Annotated in this window: 25 protein-coding genes; 14 read left to right on the top strand and 11 right to left on the bottom strand. The window is 53.9% G+C overall.

All coding sequences use genetic code 11. The features are described 5' to 3' along the window. The first annotated feature begins 36 nt into the window (after window positions 1–36). Window positions 37–819, top strand: coding sequence for a zinc dependent phospholipase C family protein (locus tag EQM14_RS12360; RefSeq protein WP_164919075.1), 783 nt, complete (start codon window positions 37–39; stop codon window positions 817–819). Window positions 820–1022: 203 nt separating this feature from the next. Here EQM14_RS12360 and EQM14_RS12355 read toward each other — a convergent pair whose 3' ends face one another. From EQM14_RS12355 to EQM14_RS12345, 3 genes are all read right to left on the bottom strand, one after another. After that, window positions 1023–1250: a hypothetical protein gene (locus tag EQM14_RS12355; RefSeq protein ID WP_128743422.1), complete on the bottom strand. Its 228-nt coding sequence runs from the start codon at window positions 1248–1250 to the stop codon at window positions 1023–1025. Window positions 1251–1415: 165 nt separating this feature from the next. Beyond that, window positions 1416–1766, bottom strand: coding sequence for a VOC family protein (locus tag EQM14_RS12350; protein WP_128743420.1), 351 nt, complete (start codon window positions 1764–1766; stop codon window positions 1416–1418). A 17-nt stretch (window positions 1767–1783) separates the two neighbouring features. Continuing rightward, window positions 1784–1990, bottom strand: coding sequence for a hypothetical protein (locus EQM14_RS12345; protein ID WP_128743418.1), 207 nt, complete (start codon window positions 1988–1990; stop codon window positions 1784–1786). A gap of 72 nt (window positions 1991–2062) precedes the next feature. Between EQM14_RS12345 and EQM14_RS12340 the strand changes: the two genes are divergently transcribed. Continuing rightward, window positions 2063–3880 carry a tetratricopeptide repeat-containing glycosyltransferase family 2 protein gene (locus tag EQM14_RS12340; RefSeq protein ID WP_128743416.1) on the top strand — a complete coding sequence of 606 codons (1818 nt, stop codon included), beginning with the start codon at window positions 2063–2065 and terminating at the stop codon, window positions 3878–3880. On the opposite strand, the gene EQM14_RS12335 is transcribed toward EQM14_RS12340, so the two are convergent. The 3 genes from EQM14_RS12335 to EQM14_RS12325 form a co-directional block, all read right to left on the bottom strand. Further along, complete coding sequence (locus EQM14_RS12335; RefSeq protein WP_128743414.1) at window positions 3867–4862, bottom strand: asparaginase; 996 nt, start codon at window positions 4860–4862, stop codon at window positions 3867–3869. The two genes, EQM14_RS12340 and EQM14_RS12335, sit on opposite strands and share 14 nt — an antisense overlap. Before the next feature lie 58 nt (window positions 4863–4920). Beyond that, complete coding sequence (locus EQM14_RS12330; protein ID WP_128743413.1) at window positions 4921–5349, bottom strand: DUF3842 family protein; 429 nt, start codon at window positions 5347–5349, stop codon at window positions 4921–4923. A 257-nt stretch (window positions 5350–5606) separates the two neighbouring features. Further along, entirely contained in the window at window positions 5607–5984 is a 378-nt protein-coding gene (locus EQM14_RS12325; protein WP_442861462.1) for a NifB/NifX family molybdenum-iron cluster-binding protein, read from the bottom strand. Between the two features lie 282 nt (window positions 5985–6266). Between EQM14_RS12325 and EQM14_RS12320 the strand changes: the two genes are divergently transcribed. Continuing rightward, a complete protein-coding gene (locus EQM14_RS12320) occupies window positions 6267–7085 on the top strand; it encodes an undecaprenyl-diphosphate phosphatase (protein ID WP_128743411.1) in 819 nt (272 codons plus the stop codon). A gap of 151 nt (window positions 7086–7236) precedes the next feature. Here EQM14_RS12320 and EQM14_RS12315 read toward each other — a convergent pair whose 3' ends face one another. Then, window positions 7237–8673, bottom strand: coding sequence for an alanine/glycine:cation symporter family protein (locus EQM14_RS12315; RefSeq protein ID WP_128743409.1), 1437 nt, complete (start codon window positions 8671–8673; stop codon window positions 7237–7239). Window positions 8674–8748: 75 nt separating this feature from the next. Between EQM14_RS12315 and EQM14_RS12310 the strand changes: the two genes are divergently transcribed. After that, window positions 8749–9051 (top strand): hypothetical protein, encoded by a 303-nt coding sequence (locus EQM14_RS12310; protein WP_128743407.1) that lies wholly within the window; start codon window positions 8749–8751, stop codon window positions 9049–9051. On the opposite strand, the gene EQM14_RS12305 is transcribed toward EQM14_RS12310, so the two are convergent. The 4 genes from EQM14_RS12305 to EQM14_RS12290 all read right to left on the bottom strand — a co-directional run bounded on the left by EQM14_RS12305 (window position 9035) and on the right by EQM14_RS12290 (window position 11657). Further along, window positions 9035–9271 (bottom strand): FeoA family protein, encoded by a 237-nt coding sequence (locus EQM14_RS12305; protein WP_128743406.1) that lies wholly within the window; start codon window positions 9269–9271, stop codon window positions 9035–9037. The two genes, EQM14_RS12310 and EQM14_RS12305, sit on opposite strands and share 17 nt — an antisense overlap. 297 nt (window positions 9272–9568) lie before the next feature. Further along, entirely contained in the window at window positions 9569–9748 is a 180-nt protein-coding gene (locus EQM14_RS12300) for a hypothetical protein (protein WP_128743404.1), read from the bottom strand. Window positions 9749–9980: 232 nt separating this feature from the next. After that, window positions 9981–10748, bottom strand: a complete 768-nt coding sequence (locus EQM14_RS12295; protein WP_128743402.1) for a sulfite exporter TauE/SafE family protein — start codon at window positions 10746–10748, stop codon at window positions 9981–9983. A 132-nt stretch (window positions 10749–10880) separates the two neighbouring features. Further along, on the bottom strand, window positions 10881–11657 hold the full coding sequence (locus EQM14_RS12290; RefSeq protein WP_128743400.1) for an IclR family transcriptional regulator: 777 nt from the start codon (window positions 11655–11657) through the stop codon (window positions 10881–10883). A gap of 243 nt (window positions 11658–11900) precedes the next feature. Between EQM14_RS12290 and EQM14_RS12285 the strand changes: the two genes are divergently transcribed. From EQM14_RS12285 to hgdC, 10 genes are all read left to right on the top strand, one after another. Continuing rightward, complete coding sequence (locus EQM14_RS12285) at window positions 11901–13082, top strand: acetyl-CoA C-acetyltransferase (RefSeq protein ID WP_128743398.1); 1182 nt, start codon at window positions 11901–11903, stop codon at window positions 13080–13082. Window positions 13083–13465: 383 nt separating this feature from the next. Beyond that, window positions 13466–13729 carry a hypothetical protein gene (locus tag EQM14_RS12280; RefSeq protein WP_164919074.1) on the top strand — a complete coding sequence of 88 codons (264 nt, stop codon included), beginning with the start codon at window positions 13466–13468 and terminating at the stop codon, window positions 13727–13729. 49 nt (window positions 13730–13778) lie between these two features. After that, complete coding sequence (locus EQM14_RS12275; protein WP_128743394.1) at window positions 13779–14165, top strand: biotin/lipoyl-containing protein; 387 nt, start codon at window positions 13779–13781, stop codon at window positions 14163–14165. 12 nt (window positions 14166–14177) lie between these two features. Then, window positions 14178–15320: a sodium ion-translocating decarboxylase subunit beta gene (locus tag EQM14_RS12270; RefSeq protein ID WP_128743393.1), complete on the top strand. Its 1143-nt coding sequence runs from the start codon at window positions 14178–14180 to the stop codon at window positions 15318–15320. Window positions 15321–15366: 46 nt separating this feature from the next. Continuing rightward, window positions 15367–16329: a glutaconate CoA-transferase subunit A gene (gene gctA / locus EQM14_RS12265; protein ID WP_128743391.1), complete on the top strand. Its 963-nt coding sequence runs from the start codon at window positions 15367–15369 to the stop codon at window positions 16327–16329. Continuing rightward, window positions 16329–17120 (top strand): glutaconate CoA-transferase subunit B, encoded by a 792-nt coding sequence (gene gctB / locus EQM14_RS12260; protein ID WP_128744329.1) that lies wholly within the window; start codon window positions 16329–16331, stop codon window positions 17118–17120. Before gctA ends, gctB begins: the two co-directional genes overlap by 1 nt. 16 nt (window positions 17121–17136) lie before the next feature. After that, a complete protein-coding gene (locus EQM14_RS12255; RefSeq protein WP_128743390.1) occupies window positions 17137–18900 on the top strand; it encodes an acyl-CoA carboxylase subunit beta in 1764 nt (587 codons plus the stop codon). 223 nt (window positions 18901–19123) lie between these two features. Continuing rightward, window positions 19124–20485, top strand: a complete 1362-nt coding sequence (locus EQM14_RS12250; RefSeq protein ID WP_128743388.1) for a sodium/glutamate symporter — start codon at window positions 19124–19126, stop codon at window positions 20483–20485. Window positions 20486–20600: 115 nt separating this feature from the next. Continuing rightward, window positions 20601–21677, top strand: coding sequence for an NAD(P)-dependent oxidoreductase (locus EQM14_RS12245; RefSeq protein ID WP_128743386.1), 1077 nt, complete (start codon window positions 20601–20603; stop codon window positions 21675–21677). A 91-nt stretch (window positions 21678–21768) separates the two neighbouring features. Further along, window positions 21769–22551, top strand: a complete 783-nt coding sequence (gene hgdC, locus EQM14_RS12240; RefSeq protein WP_128743384.1) for a (R)-2-hydroxyglutaryl-CoA dehydratase activase HgdC — start codon at window positions 21769–21771, stop codon at window positions 22549–22551. Window positions 22552–22555 lie beyond the last annotated feature (4 nt).

The raw sequence follows: 22555 nt of genomic DNA, 5'->3' as shown, positions 1-22555 counted from the left end.
TTTATTGTTGAGTCCAAAACGGGGGGAGGGAAGAGCTTGCCTGGACTTTACGCGCATTTTTTGTTTGGACTGAAGGTTAAGGATCTGCTTCCTGAGGAATTGACTCACGTGATCGAAAATCATAAGGAAGAATATCTTCTGGGCCTTCAGGGCCCGGATCTCCTGTTCTACTATCATCCTCTGCGGAGAAAGCCGGTCACGGGAGTAAAGATCCATTGGGAACCGGCCTCCGGCTTTCTGAAAAACGCGGTCTGCGTCCTTCGGGAAGACGGCGACGAGGGCGGGCTTGCCTACATAATCGGCTTTATCTGTCACTTTACGCTCGACAGCGGCTGCCATCCGGTCATTCGAGATTTTATGCAGCAGGACGGTTTATCCCATGCCGCCATTGAAGCGGAGTTTGACCGTCTGCTGATGCGCCGCCAGAAAATCGATCCGGACCGTTTTTCGCCGAAACCGCTGATCCCGAAGGGGAGCGGTGCCACAGCCTGTGCCGAGCCGTTTTATCCGGATGCGGTCCGCAGGCAGCTCGACCGCAGTCTGCTGTCCATGCGGTGCTGTCTTTCTATTCTTTATTCACCCAGAAAGACATGGAAACGGATGCTGAAGGTTTTGATTTTTATCGCGGGGTTTTCCAAGAAGGGAAAGGGACTGGTCGCGGGAGATGCGCCGGATCCGGAATGTTCCCAGGCGCTGGACCATCTGCTTTTCGTGTTTTCCGACGCTTTGGCCACGGCGCAGGAACAGATTGAAAATTTTCTCAGCGCGGTGGACGGAAACGCCCCGCTGAATGCCCGCTTTTCCAGGAATTTTGAATAAGATGTCATGATTTCCCCCGCAAAGGTTCGGCGGGGGATTTTTGCAGCCGGATTTATTATTGAAAAGGAACAAAAGGCGCATGGAATTATTTCCATGCGCCTTTTGCATTTTGTCTTTCTTTTTTAATTCGATTCCATATGATTGATTTAACTTTTCACTTTTATTGCCGGTCTGAAATCTCCTCAGGCTTTAAAGGTCTTCGCTTATTTCGTCCGGCTGTTCAGCGTATCTAAAAATTCACCCGCTGTTTTGCCGCTGGTCTTGACGGCCTGATATAATTCGGAGATTTCCTCCTTTTCCTTCCTGGCTAAAAGGGACTTTTTCTTTTCACGCGCAAGTGAAATCTTTTGTTTGTACGTTTCGATCTCGCTGTCAATTTTCTCAATCTGTTCGCCGATCGAGTCGGCTCCGGTTCTGCGGCCGCGAGGCATGGAAATTCCTCCTTATATTAAAATATCATTATCATCATTTTATACCGTTTTTTCCCATTCTATTCCGACACCTTTAATTTTTTTAAGAATTTATTTCCATGAATGACAGGAAAAACAATTTTAATAGAACCGGAACCGTTCGGATTTTGAGATTGTGTCCGCTTTTTATTTTTGAACGAGATGAAATGCGAATCCCGCTATATCGTTTTTGAGATAAATCAATTTCAGTTTGCCGCCGTCAAAATAAGCAGCCGAATTTTCATCGAATTCGATGCCTTTTGAGGCAAGGTAATTTCGGGCTTCCCCGATATCCGTGGTTTCAATCGCGATGTGACCGAGCCGTCCCGCTCCCTTTTTCTTCATAACTTCAATTTCCGGACTCGAAAAAATAGAAATCGGAGTTTCTGATTCCTCAAAGCCAAAAAGGTCCAGCAGCAGGTCCGCCGTTTTTTTGGCTTCCGGCTCATCCTGCATGTTCAGCCCAATATGTCTGACTTTAAATCCCAAATTCTTCAATGCCGTATTCTCCTTTTTTATTTTATTTCATCCCCGTCCAGGATACGGCCGCGGCAACGGTTGCGCTTTTCCGCCGGCAGGGCCACCGTTTGAAGCGACGGTTCATTATAACAGCATTTGTTGAAAAAATCAATTTCCCGTATGCTGTTTGACTGCCGGCCGCGAATCCTCTGCTCCGCCGTCAGTGGGTGGCGCGCGAACCCAAATCCGTTGTCACGTTCCATGAGTCAAAATCTTACTATACAGAGTAGAAAGCAGTTCAACCCGCGGAATCCGACAAAAACGGAGGTCTTGCTATGTCAGTCAGCCTTTGCATGATTGTGAAGAACGAGGAAGAAAATCTGGTCAGGTGTCTGGACAGCATAGAGGGCCTTGTCGGCGAAATCATCCTGGTGGACACCGGGTCCACGGACCGTACGGTGCCGATCGCCCGGCACTATGGAGCGAAAGTGTTCCGCCGGCCTTGGAGCGGCAGCTTTTCGGAGGCAAGGAATTTCGCGCTGTCCAAAGCGACCGGAACCTGGATTTTGATAATGGACGCGGACGATGAGCTGGAACCCGGGGACCGGGGAGCCCTGCTTGAGCTGGTCCGGGATCCGGACGGAGCCTCTGAGGTCTACTGCGGAAGAACGTTGAGCTATTCCGGGGACCGCGCGGACTGCAGCAATATTCTGGTCACGATGACCGTCCGGCTGATCCGGAATGGGAGGGGCTATTTTTACAGGGGCCGCGTGCATGAACAGCTTACCGGGGCGGGGGGGCCGCCGGGCATGACCGCCACGGAGATCAGGTTTTATCATTACGGGTATTTATCTTCTGAAATCGAAAAGAAAGAAAAACACCGCCGGAATATCGAGCTGATCCGGCGGGAATTGGAGGATGATCCGGAAAACGGCTTTATGCAGTTCAATTTGGGGAACGAATATCTGACCGTTGGGAAAGCGGAAGAGGCGATGGATTGCTACCGCGACAGCTACCGGACGCTGGAGCCGTCGCTGGGGTACGGCTCCATGCTGCTGACCCGGATGATTCTGTGCTGTGAGCAGCTCGGACGAACCGGGGAACAGTGCCGCTACATTCAGGAGGGCCTCGCCCTTTACCCGGAACTGCCGGATTTCGAGTATCTCCGGGCAAGCATGTTTCAGCGGCACGGAAAATTATTAAAAGCCATCCGTTCCTATCGGAAGTGTGTCCGTATGGGACCGCCTCCGCCCGACGGAAACAGCGTGCTCGGCGTATCCACCTTTAAACCCCACGACCGGCTTGCCGCGTTGTATGAGCGGCTCGGCGAGCGGAAGCTGGCCCTGCGTCACTGCCGCGAGGCAATCCGGTGCAATCCCAATGACCGGGAGGCCTTTTCCCGTATGATCAACCTTCTCCAAGAGGAAGGCTGCGGGCCCGACCGGCTGGAATCCCGTCTCCTGAGAATGGCTGAAAAAGACGTCTGCCCGATGCTCATTCTTTCGGACTTGTTCTACGACAGGAGGATGTTTCGCCAGGCCATGCAGTTTTCCATCCGCGCGAAACGATTGGCGCCGGAATGCCCCGCAGCCTGCTACGGCGAGGGAATCTGCCGGTTCTTTCTTGGGCAGTACCGGCGCGCGTTCCGCTGCCTGGAAGCGGCCCCCTGCCGCCGGACGAGCGGCGCCGCCTTCTTTCGCCAGCTCTGCGTTCTCCTCGGCCCCGCGGAGCTCCGGCGGAATACCGGGAAATTCGGGCCGGAACTGGAGAGGCCGGATTGTCTTGTCGCAGCAGCCTTCCGCCCGCTGCTGAAGGGAGAACCCTGTGCGCCGCTTCCGGCGGGCGAAGAAGTGTCCCAAGAGTATCTGGATTCCCTTTTCGGCCTGTTGGAAATCCTGCTGCGGGCCGGCCTTCTGAACGAATTTTTAAAGGCGCTGGAGCTTTTAAAGCCGATTCGGGGCGACGGTATCCTGCTCCGCCTTGGAAAACTGTATTGTAAATACGGTTATGCGAAGCTCGCTTCTCACGAATTGGAACGGGCAATCTGCGCCGGGGATCAAGTCGACGCGGAGGGCTTTTCCATTCTGAGCCGGATCCGGGCCGCGGAGGCAGGGCAGGGACGCGGCCGCAGCGGAGCGGCTACGCGGGACTGACTTCCCCGGCATAGCAGGTCGCGAAAATCCGCCTGATCTCTTCCGGTCGGCCGGTTTGTCCGAGAGCCCACATCAGTTTTGTGACGGCGGCCTCGGTCGTCATGTCGTAGGCCTGCAGCACGCCCGATTCCAGCGCTTTCTGCCCCGCCTGATAAATGGTGAAGTCGCTCCGTTCGTACAGGCATTGGCTGCATACGACAACGGTGATGCCGGACTGAACGACTTTATGAAGTTTGGAGATCAGATCGCGGCGGACAAAATTCAGTCCGCCCGCTCCGAACGCTTCGATCACAATCCCCTTGTACTTCATTTTGAGCAGCATGTCGAAAATTTCCGGATTCAGCCCCGGCGTCAGCTTGACCAGGATCACGCTGTCGCAGAGGCCGTCCATCAGCTGAAAATTTCCAGAAGGCTTTTGCAGGACGGCTTCATTCAGGTTCAGTCCCGTGGAATCCACAATGGCGGCGTAGGGACAATTCACGCTTTCGAAAGCGTCGAATCCCGTGGTGCGCACCTTGACCGCCCGTGTTCCCAGAATGATTTTGCGGTCAAAGGCCACAAAAACGCCCGTTCTGCCGCTGGCCGCCATGGCAAACGCACAGCGCAGATTTTCGATTCCGTCGGTCAGCGGATGCCGGATCGGGAGCTGTGAGCCGGTCAGCACGACAGGAATCGGAATGTTGCGGAGCATATAGGACAGAACGGATGCGGTATATGCCATGGTGTCCGTCCCGTGTGTTATGACAATACCGTCGTAGCGGCAGAAGGCACCGGCAATGGCCCTTGCCATTCCCTGCCATTCCTCCGGCTGGATGTTGGAGCTGTCCAGCTGATACAGATTCTCGATTTGTATCCGATGATTCGCGGCCAGCCCGCTCAGGTAGGCCGCGAATTGGTTTCCGTCCATTGCGGGCGCCAGACCTTCTTCGGTCGGTTCGGAGGCGATCGTGCCGCCCGTAGTCAGCAGGAGAATTTTTTTCATAAGGCTTTCGTTCCCTTCGGAAGACAAAAAATGACACGCGCGGGACCGTTTCGGAAGATTAAAACGAAACGGCGCATTTGCCCTGTGCCAGTTCCACTGTTTTTGAGACGGCGGATTCAATATACTTGGCCAAGGGCAGATCCGGTGTTCCGGCGATCGTGCAGTTGCATTTACTGACGGGGATCAGAATTTTTACCGCAGGGCTTTTTCCCACCGCCGCCGCCATGGCCGGCGTGATCTCCCCCAAAAGCGCGTCCGCGATCAGTATCCCGATTGGGCCAAGAATGAGATCGGCTCCGGAACTGCCGACAAGAACAGGATTTTCCCCCGTGGCCCCGGTGTCGGCGCCGGCCTTCAGCATAACGGACGTGGCGATGCTGTTTGTTCCGATCGCGGTGATCGGCTGGTTCGGCATGGCTTTTCGTAGCTGGGTAATCAGCTGTTTTCCAAGGCTGCCGCCCTGACCGTCGATAACAATGATATTCATAACTTTTCCTTTCTGCCGCCTTCCCGGCGGAAAGACCATCTTTCCGCAAAAAATTCCTGAGAGTCCGTTCGACTTTCCTCTCTATTTTATACCATAAAGAATCGGCACTTCAATCGTTTTTTGAATGGGAAACAAATAATTTCCGGCAAGGCTTGCCACACTGTGAAATTGCCTGGGTTAAGATTAAGCCGGAGGTCCCGCCAAAACAAAAGCCCGGGTGAACAGAAGGTGTTCACCCGGGCTTTTGCGGTATTCGGCTAGTGGCGGCTGTGCTCTTCGCAGGTGCTTTCAAATGTGTGCTCATGGCAGACGCTGCCGGACGATTCCAGTTTGCCTTCCAAATATTTTTCCACGTTTTCTCCGGCGTCTCCTTCCGCGCCGGATATCACCTCGATATTTTTTTCTTTGAAAATATCGGTTGCGCCGCCGCCGATCCCGCCGGTAATTACCGTTTTAGCGCCGAGCTTACTGAGAAAGTCCGGCAAAAAGCCGGGTTTGTGGCCGGGATTTTGATAGAATTGACGGCCCGAGACCTTTCCGTTTTCCACTGTGAAAAGTTCGAATCCCTGACAATGTCCAAAATGGACGGACACGTTTTTTCCGTCGCATGCGACCGCGATTTTCATCATCATCATACTCCTTTGGTTTTATTTTGCCGTAAGCTGCGTAGTATTTGATATGCCCGAACCCAGGTATTCCGGATGTGATTTCATCGTAACACGGTTATGGGCATATGTCAATAACTACTTCTTTAAGATAGGGAGGCGAATCCGCAATCTGAAACGACTTGATTTCCTTGCAATTCCTCAAAGAAAAAATTATAATAGAATCCTGAGTTTTCAGAAATGAGATGCGGCCGGATTTGGTTCGTTTCATGCGGATATTAATTTTATTGAAGAATAGGGGAATGGAATTCGATGGATCTTTTGAAAGCGGTGATCTTCGGCATCATAGAAGGGCTGACCGAATGGCTGCCGATCAGCAGCACGGGTCATATGATCCTGGCCAATGAATGGATCAAAATGGATTTGTCCGCGCAGTTTATGGAAATGTTTCTTGTCGTCATTCAGTTCGGTGCGATCCTGGCGGTGATTGTTTTATATTTCCATAAGCTGAATCCGTTTTCACGGCGGAAATCGCCGAGGCAGAAAAGAGAAACTCTGTCGCTCTGGGCGAAGGTCCTGTGCGCCTGTGTTCCCGCCGGAGTTATTGGGGTTTTGTTCGACGACCCGATCAACGCGGTTTTCTACAATTTCCAGACCGTCGCCGTTACGCTGATCCTTTACGGAATTCTGTTTATCGCGGTGGAAAACCGAAACCGCGGAAAGGTGCCGTCCATCCGGAATTTCACCGTGCTGTCTTACCGAACGGCTTTTTTCATCGGTATTTTCCAGGTGCTGTCGCTGATTCCGGGGACTTCCCGCTCCGGTGCGACGATTTTGGGAGCGATCTTGATCGGCGCCTCGCGGGAAATCGCGGCGGAGTTCACGTTCTTTCTGGCCATTCCTGTGATGCTGGGGGCAAGTCTGCTGAAAATGGCAAAGTTCGGGTTTGCCTACACCCAGATGGAGGCCGCCGTTTTGCTGTGCGGAATGGTGACGGCGTTCCTGGTCTCGATTTTTGCCATTCGCTTTCTGATGGGTTATATTAAAAAACATGATTTCAAACCGTTTGGTTATTACCGCATCGTCCTGGGGGCCGTTGTTCTGTTATATTTTGGTCTGGCTCATCATTAAAACAAAGCTTTTAAAACCTGGATCTCAAAAAAAGCCCTTTTGGCGAAGCTGCGGCTCCGGCAACCGGAACCGGGCATCCGGCTTACCGCATCAAAAACAGGCCCCCGAACCATAAAGTCCGGGGGCCTGTCTCGGCTCGGAAGACCGATCGTCAATCTGTTTCTTTTTGCAGTCTGGCTGATTTTCTGGCAAGGCGCTCCGGGGTCAGCACATTGTCCTGAAAATCAAAGGTTTCCTCAGCAATCACGCCGCTCAGGGCAATCAGGCTGATCAGGTTCGGAAACACCATCAGCCCGTTCATCACATCCGAGAAGTTCCACACGATTTCCAGCGATGTTGTCGCGCCGACAAAGGCGACGACGGAAAAGACTATGCGGTAGATATAGCAATATAGGGGTTTATGGACCAGATATTCCAGAGCTTTTTCCCCATGGTACTCCCAGCCGATGATCGTGGAGAAGGCGAACAAAGCGATCCCGACGGTGACGATCCATCCGCCGGCTTTTCCCATCACGGTGGAGAATGCCTGAATGGTCAGCGCGGCTCCGGTTACAATTTTGCCGTCCGCTCCGGTGGAACCGAGAACGCCCGACGACGCGATCGTCAGTCCGGTGATAGAGCAGACGACAATGGTGTCGAAGAAGGTGCCGGTCATGCTGATGTAACCCTGACGGGATGGGTGGTCGGTGGTGGCCGCCGCAGCCGAAATGGCGGCGGAGCCAAGCCCGGCCTCGTTGGAGAAAACGCCTCTCGCGCAGCCCCAGCGCATAGCCTGCATCATGCTGGCCGTAATGGTGCCGCCGACCCCGCCCGCGACCGCAGTGGGAGAGAACGCCATGCTGAAAATCTGCCCGATTCCGGAGGGGATATTTTTATAATTTGCTGCAACGCAGATTAAACCGCCAATGGTGTAGAAGACCGCCATGGTGGGAACCAGAATGGAAGATACCTTGGAGATGGAGGCGATTCCTCCGACCAGAATGATCAGCGCAAGAACGGCGATGACCAGCCCGGTGACCCAGGTCGGAACGTTGAACGTGCTGTGAACCGCATCCGAAATGGAATTCGCCTGCGTCATATTGCCGATGCCGAAAGAAGCGAGCACCGTGAAAAGGGCAAACAGAAATGCGAGCAGTTTGCCAACCCATTTGATCTTGAATCCATTCTTCATCGTATACATCGGGCCGCCGCTCATTTCGCCCTTTTCGTTCGTTTCGCGGAATTTGATGGCCAGCATGCACTCGCTGTATTTCGACGTCAGGCCGATAATGGCGCAGATCCACATCCAGACCAGCGCGCCGGGTCCGCCCAGAACCATGGCCGTAGCGACGCCAACGATATTTCCGGTCCCGATGGTCGCGGCCAGCGCTGTCATCAGCGCGGAAAACGGGGAGATATCTCCCATGCCCCGATTGGTTCTGCGGGCTTCTTTGCTCAGTACGGATTTCAGAGCATAGCCGAGATTCCTCCAGGGCAGAAATTTCAGCCTGACCGTGAGAAACAGCCCCGTACCGATCAGCAGAACCAGGAGAACCGGCCCCCAGACGAAACCGTCGACTTGTGAAAGAATGTTTGCGAAAGTTTCCATAAATTTTAACCCTTCTTTCTATTTGCACAACATCGGGTCCGCCTGATTCGGATACGGACTTCGGATGCCCTAAAAATGCCTGAATTGCGGTCGGCCATGCGCCGTTATAAAAAAATCCATAACGAAAGCCAGGCGCCATTGCCCGGCAGTGTTATGGATTTATTTATTTTCTTCAATATTATAATTTATTGTTTTAAAAAAGTAAAGTATAAATTTCAGCCTTCCGCATTTTCACACGGTGAGGCGAAGCAGACAGGCCGGTTTACGGGCGTACGGCTTATTGGCAGCAGGGCAAATCCGGGCGAGCAGGTTTTCGGAGGACGCCCCGGTTTGCCTGATTCAAACGGAATTGCCCTGTCGGTTATGCGTTCACCATGATTTTTGCGGACACGTCGGACCTGAGCGCGATCACGGCTCCGCGGATCAGATAAGCAACCGGATTTCCCGATGGACTTTGATAAAGCGATTCGATCTGTGTGCCGTCGATTAAACCGAGATCCAGCATGCGGCGCCTCGTGGTGCCGTCGGACAGCAGGGAAGTAACGCTGCCTTTGGCGCCGACCGGCAACTGGTTCAGGGGAATTTCTCTTCGTTTCATTTCAATTTGCCTCCGTATATTTTCGCAGATAGCGGTCGATGAATTTGTTTCACTAGACTAATCTATGGTTCTTTCTCTGAATGTGTTACGTTTTTTGAATCATGACAAAGAAAGGGGGCCCGACAATGCGAAACAAAGATAAGAGGATGGAGGAGTATTTGAATTTGTTTTTGGAATGCTGTTTCCGGGAGAAAAGCAGAAATAAAAACGCCCCGCCTTTGATCGGACGGGACCGTTACTGCCTTTGTTCCGGAGAACCTTGAAAACGCGGCAAAACGACGCAGAGATACATCACAATTAATTGGAGGAGCCCATGTCCTTATCGATCAAATGATTAATATAAGCATTCAGGCTCATGCCGAGAGCCTCGGCGTGCGCCTTTATTTCCGCTTTTCGGCCTTTTTTTACCCGAAAGATCACGTCGTCAAGTTTCTGTAAATATTTCTTGGTCGCCTTTTCCCTGGCTTTGCTTACCATGCTTAACACCTCTATGCCTAATATATCGACTATATTAATAAATACTTAATAGGGTTAAATAAATTTATGGGTGTTTTTAAATCACATTTCCATTCGCATCTTTATGCCTGCGGAAAAATAAAACAGGGAAAATCTGCCGTTTATGTTGAATCAGAAACAGGCCTCCCGTTTCTCGGTGCTTGCACCGGTGCGGGAGGCCTGCGGATCTGCCGTATGATGTATCTGTAAACCGTTAGCCGAACATGTCAAAAATAAGCTTTGAAAATAAAAATACCAGCACGAGGAGCATCACCGGCCGGATGAATTTCGCTCCCTTCCTGATTGCGAGCCCGGAGCCGATCCAATGGCCCGCGATAGAACAGGCAGCCGCAGGAACCGCCAGATGATACTGGACGGTTCCCGCCGCGATGAACGTGGTGAGCGCCGCCAGATTGGAAGCCAGGCTGACCACTTTTGTATTGCCGCATGAGGTTTTCATATCGAATCCGAGAACAGCGGTAAAAGCCAGGATCAGCAAAGTGCCCGACCCGGGCCCGAAAAATCCGTCGTAAGCGCCGATTGTGAATCCGATTATCGCTGAAAGCAGAATCGCATGATGACGCGGAATCCGGTCGAAAGTATTCACGTCCGCTTTTTTCCGTTCCTGCAGGAACAGGAACACAGCTGCCGTGGGCAGCAGGATCAGCATCGCCATGCGAAGTGCGTGATCGTCCAGAAACAAGGTCAGCCTGGCTCCGAGGAAGGAGCCAGCCAAGGCGGCGGACGCGGCAACGGATGCGGTCCGCAAGTGAATATTCCCGCTGCGCAGAAATCTGCCGGTGGAAAACAGCATCCCTGCGCAGGAGGAAAACTTGTTGGAACCCAAACAGACATGCGCCGGAAGCCCGGCCAGGTAGTACGCCGGAAGAGAGATAAGCCCTCCTCCGCCGGCGATGGCATCGACTAAACCTGCCAGAAAAACAAGAAGGCAAATCATAACGGTTTGCTGTAAAGTGGTCATAATATCTCCCCAAAATAAGCCAAACGATTGGCAAAGTCGCGGTTGGCCGGGCGGATCATAAGGCCGCCGCCCGCAGGCAAAATCCGGACGGCGTGATCATGGCTCCGGAAGGCAGCGTATCACAATATCCGGCTATTCCTTTTGATATCTGCCCGAGGCACTTTCCACATATCCAAGATGATAGGAAAGTTCCTGCGCGCATTGCTTTACATCGTTTTTGAAAACCTCAATCCGTTTTTCGTCGGCGCGGGAGACTGGAGCGATCAGCCCCATGGAAGCGACGGCGGTTCCGTCCCTGCTGAAAACGGGCGCGCCGACCCCCACGGCGCCTGGAATATATTCCCCGCAGGATACGGCGATTCCCTCCCTGCGGATTTTTTCCAAATCCTCTGCCAGCGTTTTCGGATCGGTGATCGTATTGTCTGCGTGCCGGCTGAGCCCATGGTCAATGAAGTCGCGGATAAAGGAATCCGGCTGGTGGGCAAGAAGCGATTTTCTGATTGCCCCGCAGTGCAGATCGACTTCGGAGCCGAATTTTTCGATTACCTTCAAATTGTTCGGCCCCTCCACTTTTTCAAGCACCAGGCCTTTAAAACCGGCCACAATGACAAGGAAAGTGTCTTCCATCGTCATGGCGGAGAGTTTTTTTAGAATGGGCGGGGCCGCATCCTGCAGTCTTACATTGCGCGTTGCCGCCATTCCGAGTGAAATCAGCGCCGGGCCCAACTGATAGAGATGAGTCTTTTCATCGCGTTTGACATAGTTTTTAGAACAGAAAGTCTGAAGGATACGATGAATGGTGCTGGGGGGCAGGTCGAGAGCTTCCGACAGTTCGGCGAGAGAGAATGATTTTTCCGGTTCTTTCAGGGCCTCTAAAACGTCCATTGCCCGGATCAGGCTTTGTATCATGATTCATTACCTTTCTGTGTTTATGTTCTTTATTAAAAAAGTATAACTCACAATTCCTTATGATGCAATTCATTTCGGAATCACTGGAATCATTTCATAAAAAATAGCTGCTTTCGTTGACAGAGAGGCAGAACAATGCTATCATAGATGACATATATTTCGGTATACAAAATAAATACCATTTGTCGTCTGCCGTCGGGATGAAACCCGGCGGGGATGACGATGAAAACGGAGGTACGAAAAATGTCCAGGAAAGTAGTTTTGGCAGGAGCCGTAAGGACGGCCGTGGGAAAAATGGGAGGGGCCCTCTCCAACGTTCCGGCTTCAACGCTGGGATCTCTTGTGATCCGGGAGGCGCTGAACCGTTCCGGAGTCGCTCCGGAACAGGTGGACGAAGTGCTGATGGGATGCGTCATTCAGGCCGGGCTGGGGCAGAATGTCGTTCGTCAGGCTTCCATGTTCGCCGGCATCCCGGAAACGGTCCCGGCTTCAACGCTGAACAATGTCTGCGGTTCCGGCCTGAAAAGCGTCAATCTTGCCGCGGCTCTGGTTGAAACCGGCGAAGCGGACGTTGTTGTGGCCGGCGGCATGGAGAATATGTCCATGGCGCCGTTTGCGGTCTCAAAAGCGCGTTTCGGATACCGCATGAACAACGGGGTCCTGGAGGACCTGATGATCAAGGATGCCCTTTGGGATGCCTTCAACGATTACCATATGGGGATAACAGCCGAAAATGTCGCGGAACGGTATGGCATTACCCGCGAAATGCAGGATGAATTTGCAGCTTCGAGCCAGCAGAAGGCCGAAAAAGCCATTGCGGAAAAGCGTTTCCGCGAAGAGATTGTCCCGGTGGAAGTAAAAACAAGAAAAGAGACTTTGACGTTCGACACGGACGAAGGGCCCCGCGCCGGAGTGACAAAGGAGAGCCTTGCCAGGCTGAAGCCGGCGTTCAAGCCCGGCGGCACAGTGACGGCCGGCAACGCTTCCGGCATCAATGACGGGGCGGCGGCCGTGGTCGTAATGAGCGAGAACAAGGCCAGGGAACTGGGCGTGACCCCGATGGCTTACTGGATTGCGGGGCAGTCCGCAGGGGTGGATCCAGCCTATATGGGGATCGGACCGGCTTTCAGCACGAAAAAAATTATGGAAAAAACCGGCCTGACTGTTGACGATATGGATCTGATTGAACTGAATGAGGCGTTTGCCGCCCAATCCATTGCCGTATGCAGGCTCCTGAACCTGGACCTTTCCAGAGTCAACGTGAATGGCGGCGCCATTGCCATCGGCCACCCGGTCGGCGCTTCCGGGTGCAGGATCTTTGTCACTCTGCTTCATGAAATGCAGCGCAGGAAATCAAATTACGGGCTCGCGGCCCTTTGCATCGGCGGCGGAATGGGTGTCTCCGCGATTGTTCAGCGCATATAGCATGTCGTCAGTTTGCCAAAGAACGATTAGGCTAGGCGAAATCATACAAAGCTCACGGTCCATTTAAAGGTTCAGCGATGAAGCAAAATTGCGCCGCAATTTTGCTTCATTTGCTTTACCGGTAATTTGTATCGTTGATATACGATAAAAAAATTTGCTTTTTTTCTAAATTGTTATGATATTTGTCTGCCGACTCAATATAATAGATACAAGCGGGGAAGAATATGGAATTTATTCTGTATGATGGAATTATACTGTATAATTGAAATTGGTTCCGTATCATGAAATTATTCTGCTGAAATTCAGAGACGCGGTCAAAAAACATATTGCATGACTGGAATAGATTCCATATTATGAAAACTTGTGATTGGAGGTTTGGCGTTATGTGGACGGAATCGAACATGAGTTTTATTCAGTCGCTGGCGGTTTTTGGAATGGGATTTTGTGTCGTGTTTCTTATCCTGATCATTCTGGCGCTTGCGATCATGGTCTTTTCTAGGATATTTTCCACAAAAGAATCCGCAGGGCAGACGCCGGCGGAAGAAAAAAAAGAAGACGATATTCTGGCGGTCCTGATTGCGGCGGTCAGCGAGGAAGTGAATTTGCCGATAGACCGTTTCCGGATCACGGGGTTCCGGGAAATCTGAATGTTTGAAGCAAACCGCCCGGCATTAAATTGTGAGGAGAAGAGAGTTTATGAAATACATAGTTACCCTGAACGGCAAAAGATATGAGGTGGAAGTCGAAAAAGAGGAGAGCGGGTTCAATCCCCTTCCGAGGTCCGCAGGTGCGTTTCCGGCAGCCCGGCCGGTTCCCGCTCCGGCCCCGGCCGCTCCGCAGGCTCCGGCGCCCGCGGCGGCTTCCGCCGGATCCTGGGATGTGACAAGCCCCATGCCTGGTTCGATTCTGGACGTCAGGGTTTCCGCCGGCGACGCCGTCAAGGAGGGACAGGTGCTGCTTTTGCTGGAAGCCATGAAGATGGAAAACGAAATCGTCTCGCCCCGCGACGGGACGGTCGCCGCCGTTCCGGTGAAAAAGGGCGACATGGTGGATACCGACCAGACCCTTGTAACTTTGAAATAAGGAGGCTTCCCTATGAATTTTTTTTCCGTTATGGGGACGCTTCTCAAGGAATCCGGCTTCGCGGCGTTTACCTGGCAGAGCGGGGTCATGATCCTGATTTCCTTTGTCCTCATGTATCTTGCGATTGCTAAAAAGTTTGAGCCTTTGCTTTTGCTTCCGATCGCCTTCGGAATGTTCCTTGCCAACCTTCCGCTCTCGGGAATCATGACGGAAGCGACCCCGTGGTACCGTTCCGGTTTGATCAGCATCATTTATTACGGAATCAAAAGCGATCTGTTTCCGTGCCTGATCTTCATGGGGGTGGGGGCGATGACCGATTTCGGGCCGCTGATCGCGTACCCCGTCAGCCTGCTTCTCGGCGCGGCGGCTCAGTTCGGAGTCTATGTGGCGTTCATCCTCGCCAACGCGACAGGGCTGTTCACTCCGGCGCAGGCTGCGGCAATCGGCATTATCGGCGGCGCGGACGGCCCGACTTCCATTTTTCTCGCGAACAACCTTGCGCCGACTCTGGTCGCGCCGATCGCGGTGGCCGCCTATTCGTATATGGCGCTGATCCCTCTGATCCAGCCGCCGATCATGCGTCTGCTGACGACAAAAAAAGAGCGGGCCGTCAAAATGGGCCAGCTCCGAAAGGTCGGCAAAACGGAGAAGATTGTTTTCCCGGTGTTCGTCGTTCTGCTGTGCGTGCTGCTTCTGCCGTCCGTGGCGCCGCTGATCGGCATGCTGATGCTGGGCAACCTCTTCCGCGAATCCGGTGTGGTGGAACGGCTTTCACAAACGGCCCAGAACGAGCTGTGCAATATTGTGACGATTATGCTGGGGCTCAGCGTGGGAGCGACCGCGAACGGGGAGCTTTTCCTGCGCGCTCAGACCCTGGCGATCATCGCGATGGGGCTGATCGCTTTCAGCTTCTCCACAGCGGGCGGTCTGCTGCTCGGCAAGCTCCTTTATCTCATCACCCACGGCAAAGTCAACCCGCTGATCGGTTCCGCCGGCGTTTCCGCCGTGCCGATGGCCGCCCGCGTGTCCCAGGTGGAGGGCCGGAAGGCGAACCCGGCCAATTTCCTTCTGATGCACGCGATGGGTCCCAATGTGGCCGGGGTGATCGGAACGGCTGTCGCCGCGGGATTTTTTATGATGGTTTTCGGTAAGTAAACCGTTCAATATACCATTTTACAAATCATTTTAGGAGGTCTTTGGCTTGGGAAAAATATATTCCTTGTCAGACGCGATTTCAGAGTTTGTTCATGACGGCGATCATCTGGTCATCGGCGGTTTTACGACGGACCGCAAACCGTATGCCGCCGTCGATGAAATCCTTCGGCAGGGGCAGAAGGATTTCATCGGGGAAAGCGGCCCGGCCGGCGGGGACTGGGATATGCTGATCGGGGAAGGGCGCGTGAAAGCGTTCAATAACTGCTACATAGCCAATTCCGGTTTTACCAACGTCTGCCGCCGCTTCCGCAAGGCCGTGGAAGAGGGCAGGCTTCTGGTGGAGGACTATTCCCAGGATGTCCTGATGCTGCAGCTTCACGCCGCCTCCCTGGGCCTTCCCTATCTTCCGGTCCGTCTGATGATGGGTTCCGACCTGGTCGACAAATGGGGCATCAGCAAGGAGGAACGGCAGAAGATCGACAAGCTGCCGAACGATAAATTCGTGATTCAGGACGACCCCTTCCACCCCGGACACAAAGTGGTCCTCTGTCCGGTCCCCGAGATCGACACCGCGGTTATCCACGTCCAGACGGCTTCTCCGGACGGCACATGCCGGATCGTCGGCGATGAATTCCACGACGTTGACATCGCCGTTGCCTCCAAGCACTGCGTCGTCACGTGCGAAGAGATCGTCAGCAACGAAGAGATCCGCAGGGAACCGGAGAAAAACTCCATCCCGGGCTTCTGCGTGGACGCGGTTGTTCTGGCGCCTTACGGCGCGCATCCCTCCCAGTGCTACGGGAGGTACGACTACGACAAAGAGTACTTTAAGGAGTATGACAAGGCGAGCAGGACCGACGAGGATTTCAAAGCGTTCCTGGACAAATGGGTTTACGGCGTGAAGGACCACGGCGAATATCTGAACAGGCTCGGAGCGGTGCGCCTGGCGAAACTGAAGGCTGTTCCCGGTTTTGGGTATGCGGTTGACATGACCAAGGAGGGCAAATGATGGCTGATTATACAAATTACACCAACAAGGAAATGCAGGCGGTTACCATTGCGAAATCGATCCGCGACGGTCAGGTCGTCATCGTCGGGACAGGGCTTCCGCTGATCGGCGCTTCCCTCGCGAAGCGCGTTTACGCGCCGAAATGCAACCTGATCGTGGAAAGCGGCCTGATGGACTGCTCCCCGATCGAGGTGCCACGCAGCGTGGGCGACTGCCGCTTTATGGCGCACTGCGCCGTCCAGTGGCCGAACATCCGCTTCATCGGCTTTGAGGCGAACGAGTGGCTGCACGGCACGGACCGCCTGATCGCGTTTATCGGCGGCGCGCAGATCGACCCCTACGGCAACGTGAACTCCACCTGCATCGGCGACTACCACCATCCGGCCACCCGTTTCACGGGCAGCGGCGGCGCGAATGGGATTTCCACCTATTCCAATACGATCATCATGATGCAGCATGAAAAACGCCGCTTTATGAACCAGATCGACTATGTCACCAGCCCCGGGTGGATCGACGGGCCGGACGGGCGCGCGAAAAAGCATCTTCCGACCAACCGCGGGCCGCAGATGGTCGTGACGGACCGCGGCGTCATGAAATTTGACGAGAAGACCAAACGCATGTATCTGGCCGGCTATTATCCGACTTCTTCCCCGGAGGACGTCCTTGAGAACACCGGCTTTGAAATCGATGTGTCCAAGGCGGTCCGGCTGGAAGCTCCGGACCCGGAAGTCATCCGCATGATCCGGGAAGAGATCGATCCGGGCCAGGCGTTCATCAAGGTTCCCCAGTGAGCAGAGGAGTGAGCGAATGAGCAGCCACGAATATTCCATGCCGGGCTATTTTCAGAACATGCCCGTGATCGGCAAGCCGCTCCGCGGGGCCAATGAAGAGAATGAGGCCGCGCTGAAAAAGGCGGAGGCGGAGATCGGGCGTCTGGCCACGGAGGCGGAGGCCGCCGGGCGCTCCGACGAATCCCTGCGCGCCTCCGGCCAGATGACCGCGCGGGACCGCATCGCCGCGCTGGTCGACGAGGGAACCTGGCGTCCGCTGAACAGCCTGTACAATCCGGCCGGGAACGAGGACCGCTCCACCGCGATCCTGAAGGGCCTGGGGCGCATCCACGGCAAATGGGCCGTGGTGGTCGCTTCCGACAACAAGAAGCTGGCGGGGGCCTGGGTGCCCGGCCAGTCGGAAAATCTTCTGCGCGCCTCCGACACCGCCAAATGCCTTCATATTCCGCTCGTCTATATCCTGAACTGCAGCGGGGTGAAGCTGGATGAGCAGGAAAAGGTTTATGCGAACCGCCGCGGGGGCGGGACCCCGTTTTACCGCAATGCCGAGCTGCAGCAGCTGGGCGTTCCCGTTCTCGTGGGCATCTACGGCACCAACCCCGCGGGCGGCGGCTATCACAGCATCAGCCCGACCATCCTGATCGCGCACGCGAAGGCCAATATGGCGGTCGGCGGCGCGGGGATCCTCGGCGGCATGAATCCGAAGGGCTATATGGACCTGGAGGGCGCAGAGCAGCTGATCAAAGCGCAGTCCCAGGCGAAAACGGACCCGCCGGGGTCTATCGCCGTCCATTACAGCCAGACGGGATTTTTCCGCGAGGTTTACACCGAGGAGCTCGGCGTTCTGGAAGCCATTAAAAAGTATATGGACGATATCCCAGCCTACAATCTCGACTTTTTCCGCGTGGATGATCCCCGCGAGCCCCGGTATGACGCCAATGAGCTTTACGATATTGTCCCGATGAACCAGAAGAAGCAGTATAACATCTACGACGTTCTCGGGCGCGTGTTCGACGGCAGCGAATTTTCCGAGTTCAAACCGGGCTACGGCCCCGAGATTGTGGCGGGCCTCGCGAAGATCGACGGCCTTCTGACCGGCGTCGTCGCCAATGTGCAGGGGCTGCTGATGCAGTACCCGGAGTACAAGCGGAATTCGGTCGGGATCGGCGGGAAGCTGTACCGTCAGGGCCTGATCAAAATGAACGAGTTCGTGACGCTCTGCGGGCGCGACCGCATTCCGATCATCTGGTTCCAGGACACCACGGGAATCGACGTGGGCGACGACGCGGAGCGCGCCGAGCTTCTGGGCCTGGGCCAGTCCCTGATCTATTCCATCGAAAGTTCCGGCATTCCCCAGATGGAGATCACCCTCCGGAAAGGGACCGCCGCCGCGCATTATGTCATGGGCGGTCCGCAGGGCAACAGCACCAACGCGTTTTCGCTCGGCACGGCGGCGACCGAAATGTATGTGATGAACGGGGAGACGGCGGCCGCGGCGATGTATTCGAGAAGGCTCGTGAAAGATCAAAAGGCCGGCAAGGATCTTCAGCCGACGATCGACAAAATGAACGAGATGATCGGGGAATACGATGAAAAATCCCGCCCGAAGTTCTGCGCGCAGGCGGGCTTTGTGGATGAGATCGTGCCGTTGCCGCAGATCCGCCGCTACGCCATGGCGTTCGTCGATTCCGTCTATCAGAATCCGGAATCCATCTGCGCGTTCCACCAGATGCTGCTGCCGCGCGTGATCCGCGACTTTAACACTTACAAACAAGGGTAAGATGAATCCTTCCAATACCTGCAGAATGTTCGCGCTGCCGCAGCGCGGACACTGCAGATTTTACGAATCCTAATTTCTCTTAAAGTTGTGAGATTTACCTAAAGTCCTTATGAGAATACCTTTTCATAGCTTTCTTTGTCAAAGATTCATCGGCTTTACCTTTATGGTAAAAAATCGGGTTCACCGGTTTTAAAATTGAATTTATTTTGGGGAGGCTGTATCAATGACTCTATGGACTGTATTCACCGATGTTAGCTTTATGGCGGGCCTTTTATTGCTCGGGCAGATTATGCGTGCCAAAATTAAAATCTTTCAGAAACTTCTTATTCCGCCTTCGCTGATTGCGGGCTTTCTCGCCCTGGCGTTCGGGCCCAACGGATTGAAAGTCATTCCATTCTCGTCCAGCCTGGGTACTTATGCAAGCGTTCTGATTGTCCTGATTTTTGCGGCGATGCCCATTGGCGATAAACCCACGAAAGAACAGGTCTCCGGTCCGACGCTCGGCGGCATGTTTTTCAACATCACGGGAATCGCCGTACTGCAATACGGCGTGGGCATGTTCCTTACTATCTACGTTCTGAACTTTTTCTACAAGCTCAATCCCGGGTTCGGTTTGATGATGGCGACCGGTTTTTACGGCGGTCACGGGACAGCCGCAGCTGTGGGAGACGAGTATGCGAAACTCGGCTGGAAGGAAGCCTCGGCGCTCGGCTACACCACAGCGACGGTTGGAATTGTGGGAGGGATCATCCTCGGCATCATTATTATTAACTGGGGCGCCCGGAGAGGGTATACACATTATGTTGCTTCCCCGAAAGAACTGCCGGAGGAACTGCGCACGGGCCTGATTCCTCCGGAGAAACAGACCTCCAGCGGAAAGCTGACAGTTTCCAGTATCAGCCTTGATCCGCTGGCGTTTCACCTGACTCTTGTTCTGGTAGCGTCCGTTGCGGGCTATTATCTTTCCAAATTCCTTGCGCCTCTGATCGGAGGGGTTGAAATTCCCGCTTTCTGCACAGCGCTGCTTTTCGGGTTTATTCTGAACGCGATTATGAATAGAACAGGGACCAGCAAATACATAGATCGCGGCAGCATCAGCAGAATCAGCGGCACTTCGACGGACTTCCTGATTATTTCCGGCGTCGGCTCCTTACAGCTTGGCATCGTTGTCAAATACGCGATTCCGCTGATTGTGGTTTGTGTTGCCGGCTTTGTGATCAACTGGCTGTGGTTTATGCTTGTCGGAGCAAAGAGTTCGCCGAAGGACTGGTTTGAGCGCAATATGATGGTTTGGGGCCATGCGACCGGAGTGGCGGCTACGGGCGTTTTGCTTCAGCGCGTGGTCGATCCGGAACTGAAATCCAGAGGAATTGAGGACTCCGGTATTGCGGATCTGTTTAACCGTCCGTTTATCGTGGCCCTGCAGGTTGCGCCTCCGATTATTCTGATGAACATGGCATCGATCGGAGCGCACATTGTCACCTGGGTTTGCCTGGGGTTTGTTGCACTTTTATTCGTAATTGCCTATCGGTTGAAATGGTGGGTGCCGTCAAAGCCAATACCGAAATACCGGGAGGAGAAATAAGCTGCTCCCTTTGTTGCCGAAGACGCATGCCATCGCGTCTTCGGCGACAGAAATGTTGAATCCGAAGCGGGCGGGCACGTTACTTTGCATCTATATATTATGGGAGGCCTTTTACATGTCGATATACGATATCATGCATTTCGAGGCACTCGGCGCGGAGTCGGAGCATTTGGACGAAGAAACAAAAAAAGCGCAGCGGGAGGGGAAACTTCCGAAAGGCTTAAAATATTTGATCACCCCGGACAATCTGCAGGACTATCTGAAAAAGAATCCGGAAACAGTGCTTCCGGATATTATCACGACGAAAACCCATTCCGTTTTGCCTCCTGACTATTTGGCGGGAAAAAAGAAAAGCATTATTACAAGGAGCGCAGGTTACGACCATTTTGAACAGCTTGCCGGCGCGGCCAATATCACTTCCCTCCGGGAATACTGTATCAACGCCGTTGCACAGACCGCGATCAAATTTCTGTATGCCGCCGCGGGCTGCCTGAATCACTACACGACAAATACCATTAACTTTGAAAGAAATAAGTCGGTTTCTTTTATGGAGCTGAATGAAAACAGAATCGCGACGGTATTCGGCGTGGGGAAGATCGGGAAAAGGGTTTACGAGCTGGCGGAGGCGAACGGGCTGAAGGCCCAGGCGGTAGACGTCCGGCAGGGTGAGCTGGATTCCCTGTATCACCACAGCGTCCACTTTGTGACAAAGGAAGAGGCGCTCCAAAACAGCGATATCATGATCAATGTGATGAACCTGACCAGGATACCGGGAAGCAGGTTTTACAATGTCAATTATTTTTCTAAAGATTATCTTTCCCGCGCGAAAAAGGGCCTGATCTTTATCAATGTGACAAGAGGCGACATCGCCCCGGAATCCACTCTGATGGAACTGTATGACGCCGGGCTGATTGGCGGAATCGGCGTGGACGTATTCTCCGACGAGGAGGGCTTTTCCAAGGCTTTGAATGGGAAAGGACCGTTTGAAGGCAATGCGGACCGCGTGGCGGCGAAAAAAATGCTCGGCCGGGCGCTGGACCGCAGCGCCAACATTTATGTGCAGCCGCATCAGGGATTCAATTCGGATGTCGCCGCATCTGCGAAGGCAAAGGAAACGATCAGGCATCTGATTGCATGGTACGGATATAAAAAAGAGAGGTTTGACGAACAGCTGCCTTATTATGAGGGCTGATGCCGGCGGCGGATCCGTGGGGCGGGAGTGACTGGTGGGCCTCACAGGCTGGCCGGAATTCGAATGATATCTTGTGTTAGGAAGGCAATTTATGAGTACGCTTTATACGATGGGAATCGACATCGGCTCGACAGCCTCGAAGTGTATCGTTATGAAAGACGGGAGGGACATTGTCGGCAAATCCCTGATTTCCGTCGGCGCCGGGACCAGCGGTCCCGGCAGGGCCGTCGCAGGGGTGCTGGAAGACTGCGGCCTGAAACGGGAGGACATGGGCTTTATTTTGGCGACGGGATACGGCAGGAATTCCCTGGAGATCGCGGATAAGCAGATGAGCGAACTGAGCTGCCATGCGCGCGGCGCTTATTTCCTTTTTCCGAACGTACATACGGTGATCGATATCGGCGGGCAGGACGCGAAAGTGATTCACATTGGCGAAAACGGGGTCCTTGTCAACTTTGCCATGAACGACAAATGCGCCGCGGGAACCGGGAGATTTCTGGATGTAATGGCGCGGGTGCTGGAAGTTGAGGTCGGCGATCTTGCGGAGCTCGGGGCAGAATCCAAAAACCGGGTCGAAATCAGCTCGACCTGCACTGTCTTCGCCGAATCGGAGGTGATCTCTCAGCTTGCGAAGGGATCGGACAAATGCGATATTATCGACGGAATTCACCGGTCTATCGCAGGGCGTGTGGGAGGGCTTGCCCGGCGTGTCGGCATCCGGCCGGATGTTGTCATGACGGGCGGCGTCGCCCGGAATTACGGAGTGCTGCACGCGCTGGAAAAAGAGCTGGGCACGGAGATCGGCACTTCCCCGCTGGCCCAGTACAACGGCGCGCTCGGCGCCGCGCTGTTTGCTTTCGATCAATGCCGGTAAGCCC

Origin of the sequence: Caproiciproducens sp. NJN-50, from assembly GCF_004103755.1 — a bacterium.
Lineage (GTDB): Bacteria > Bacillota > Clostridia > Oscillospirales > Acutalibacteraceae > Caproicibacter.
The sequence above is the reverse complement of the archived record's forward strand: the minus strand, read 5'-3'. Positions and strand labels throughout refer to the sequence as shown.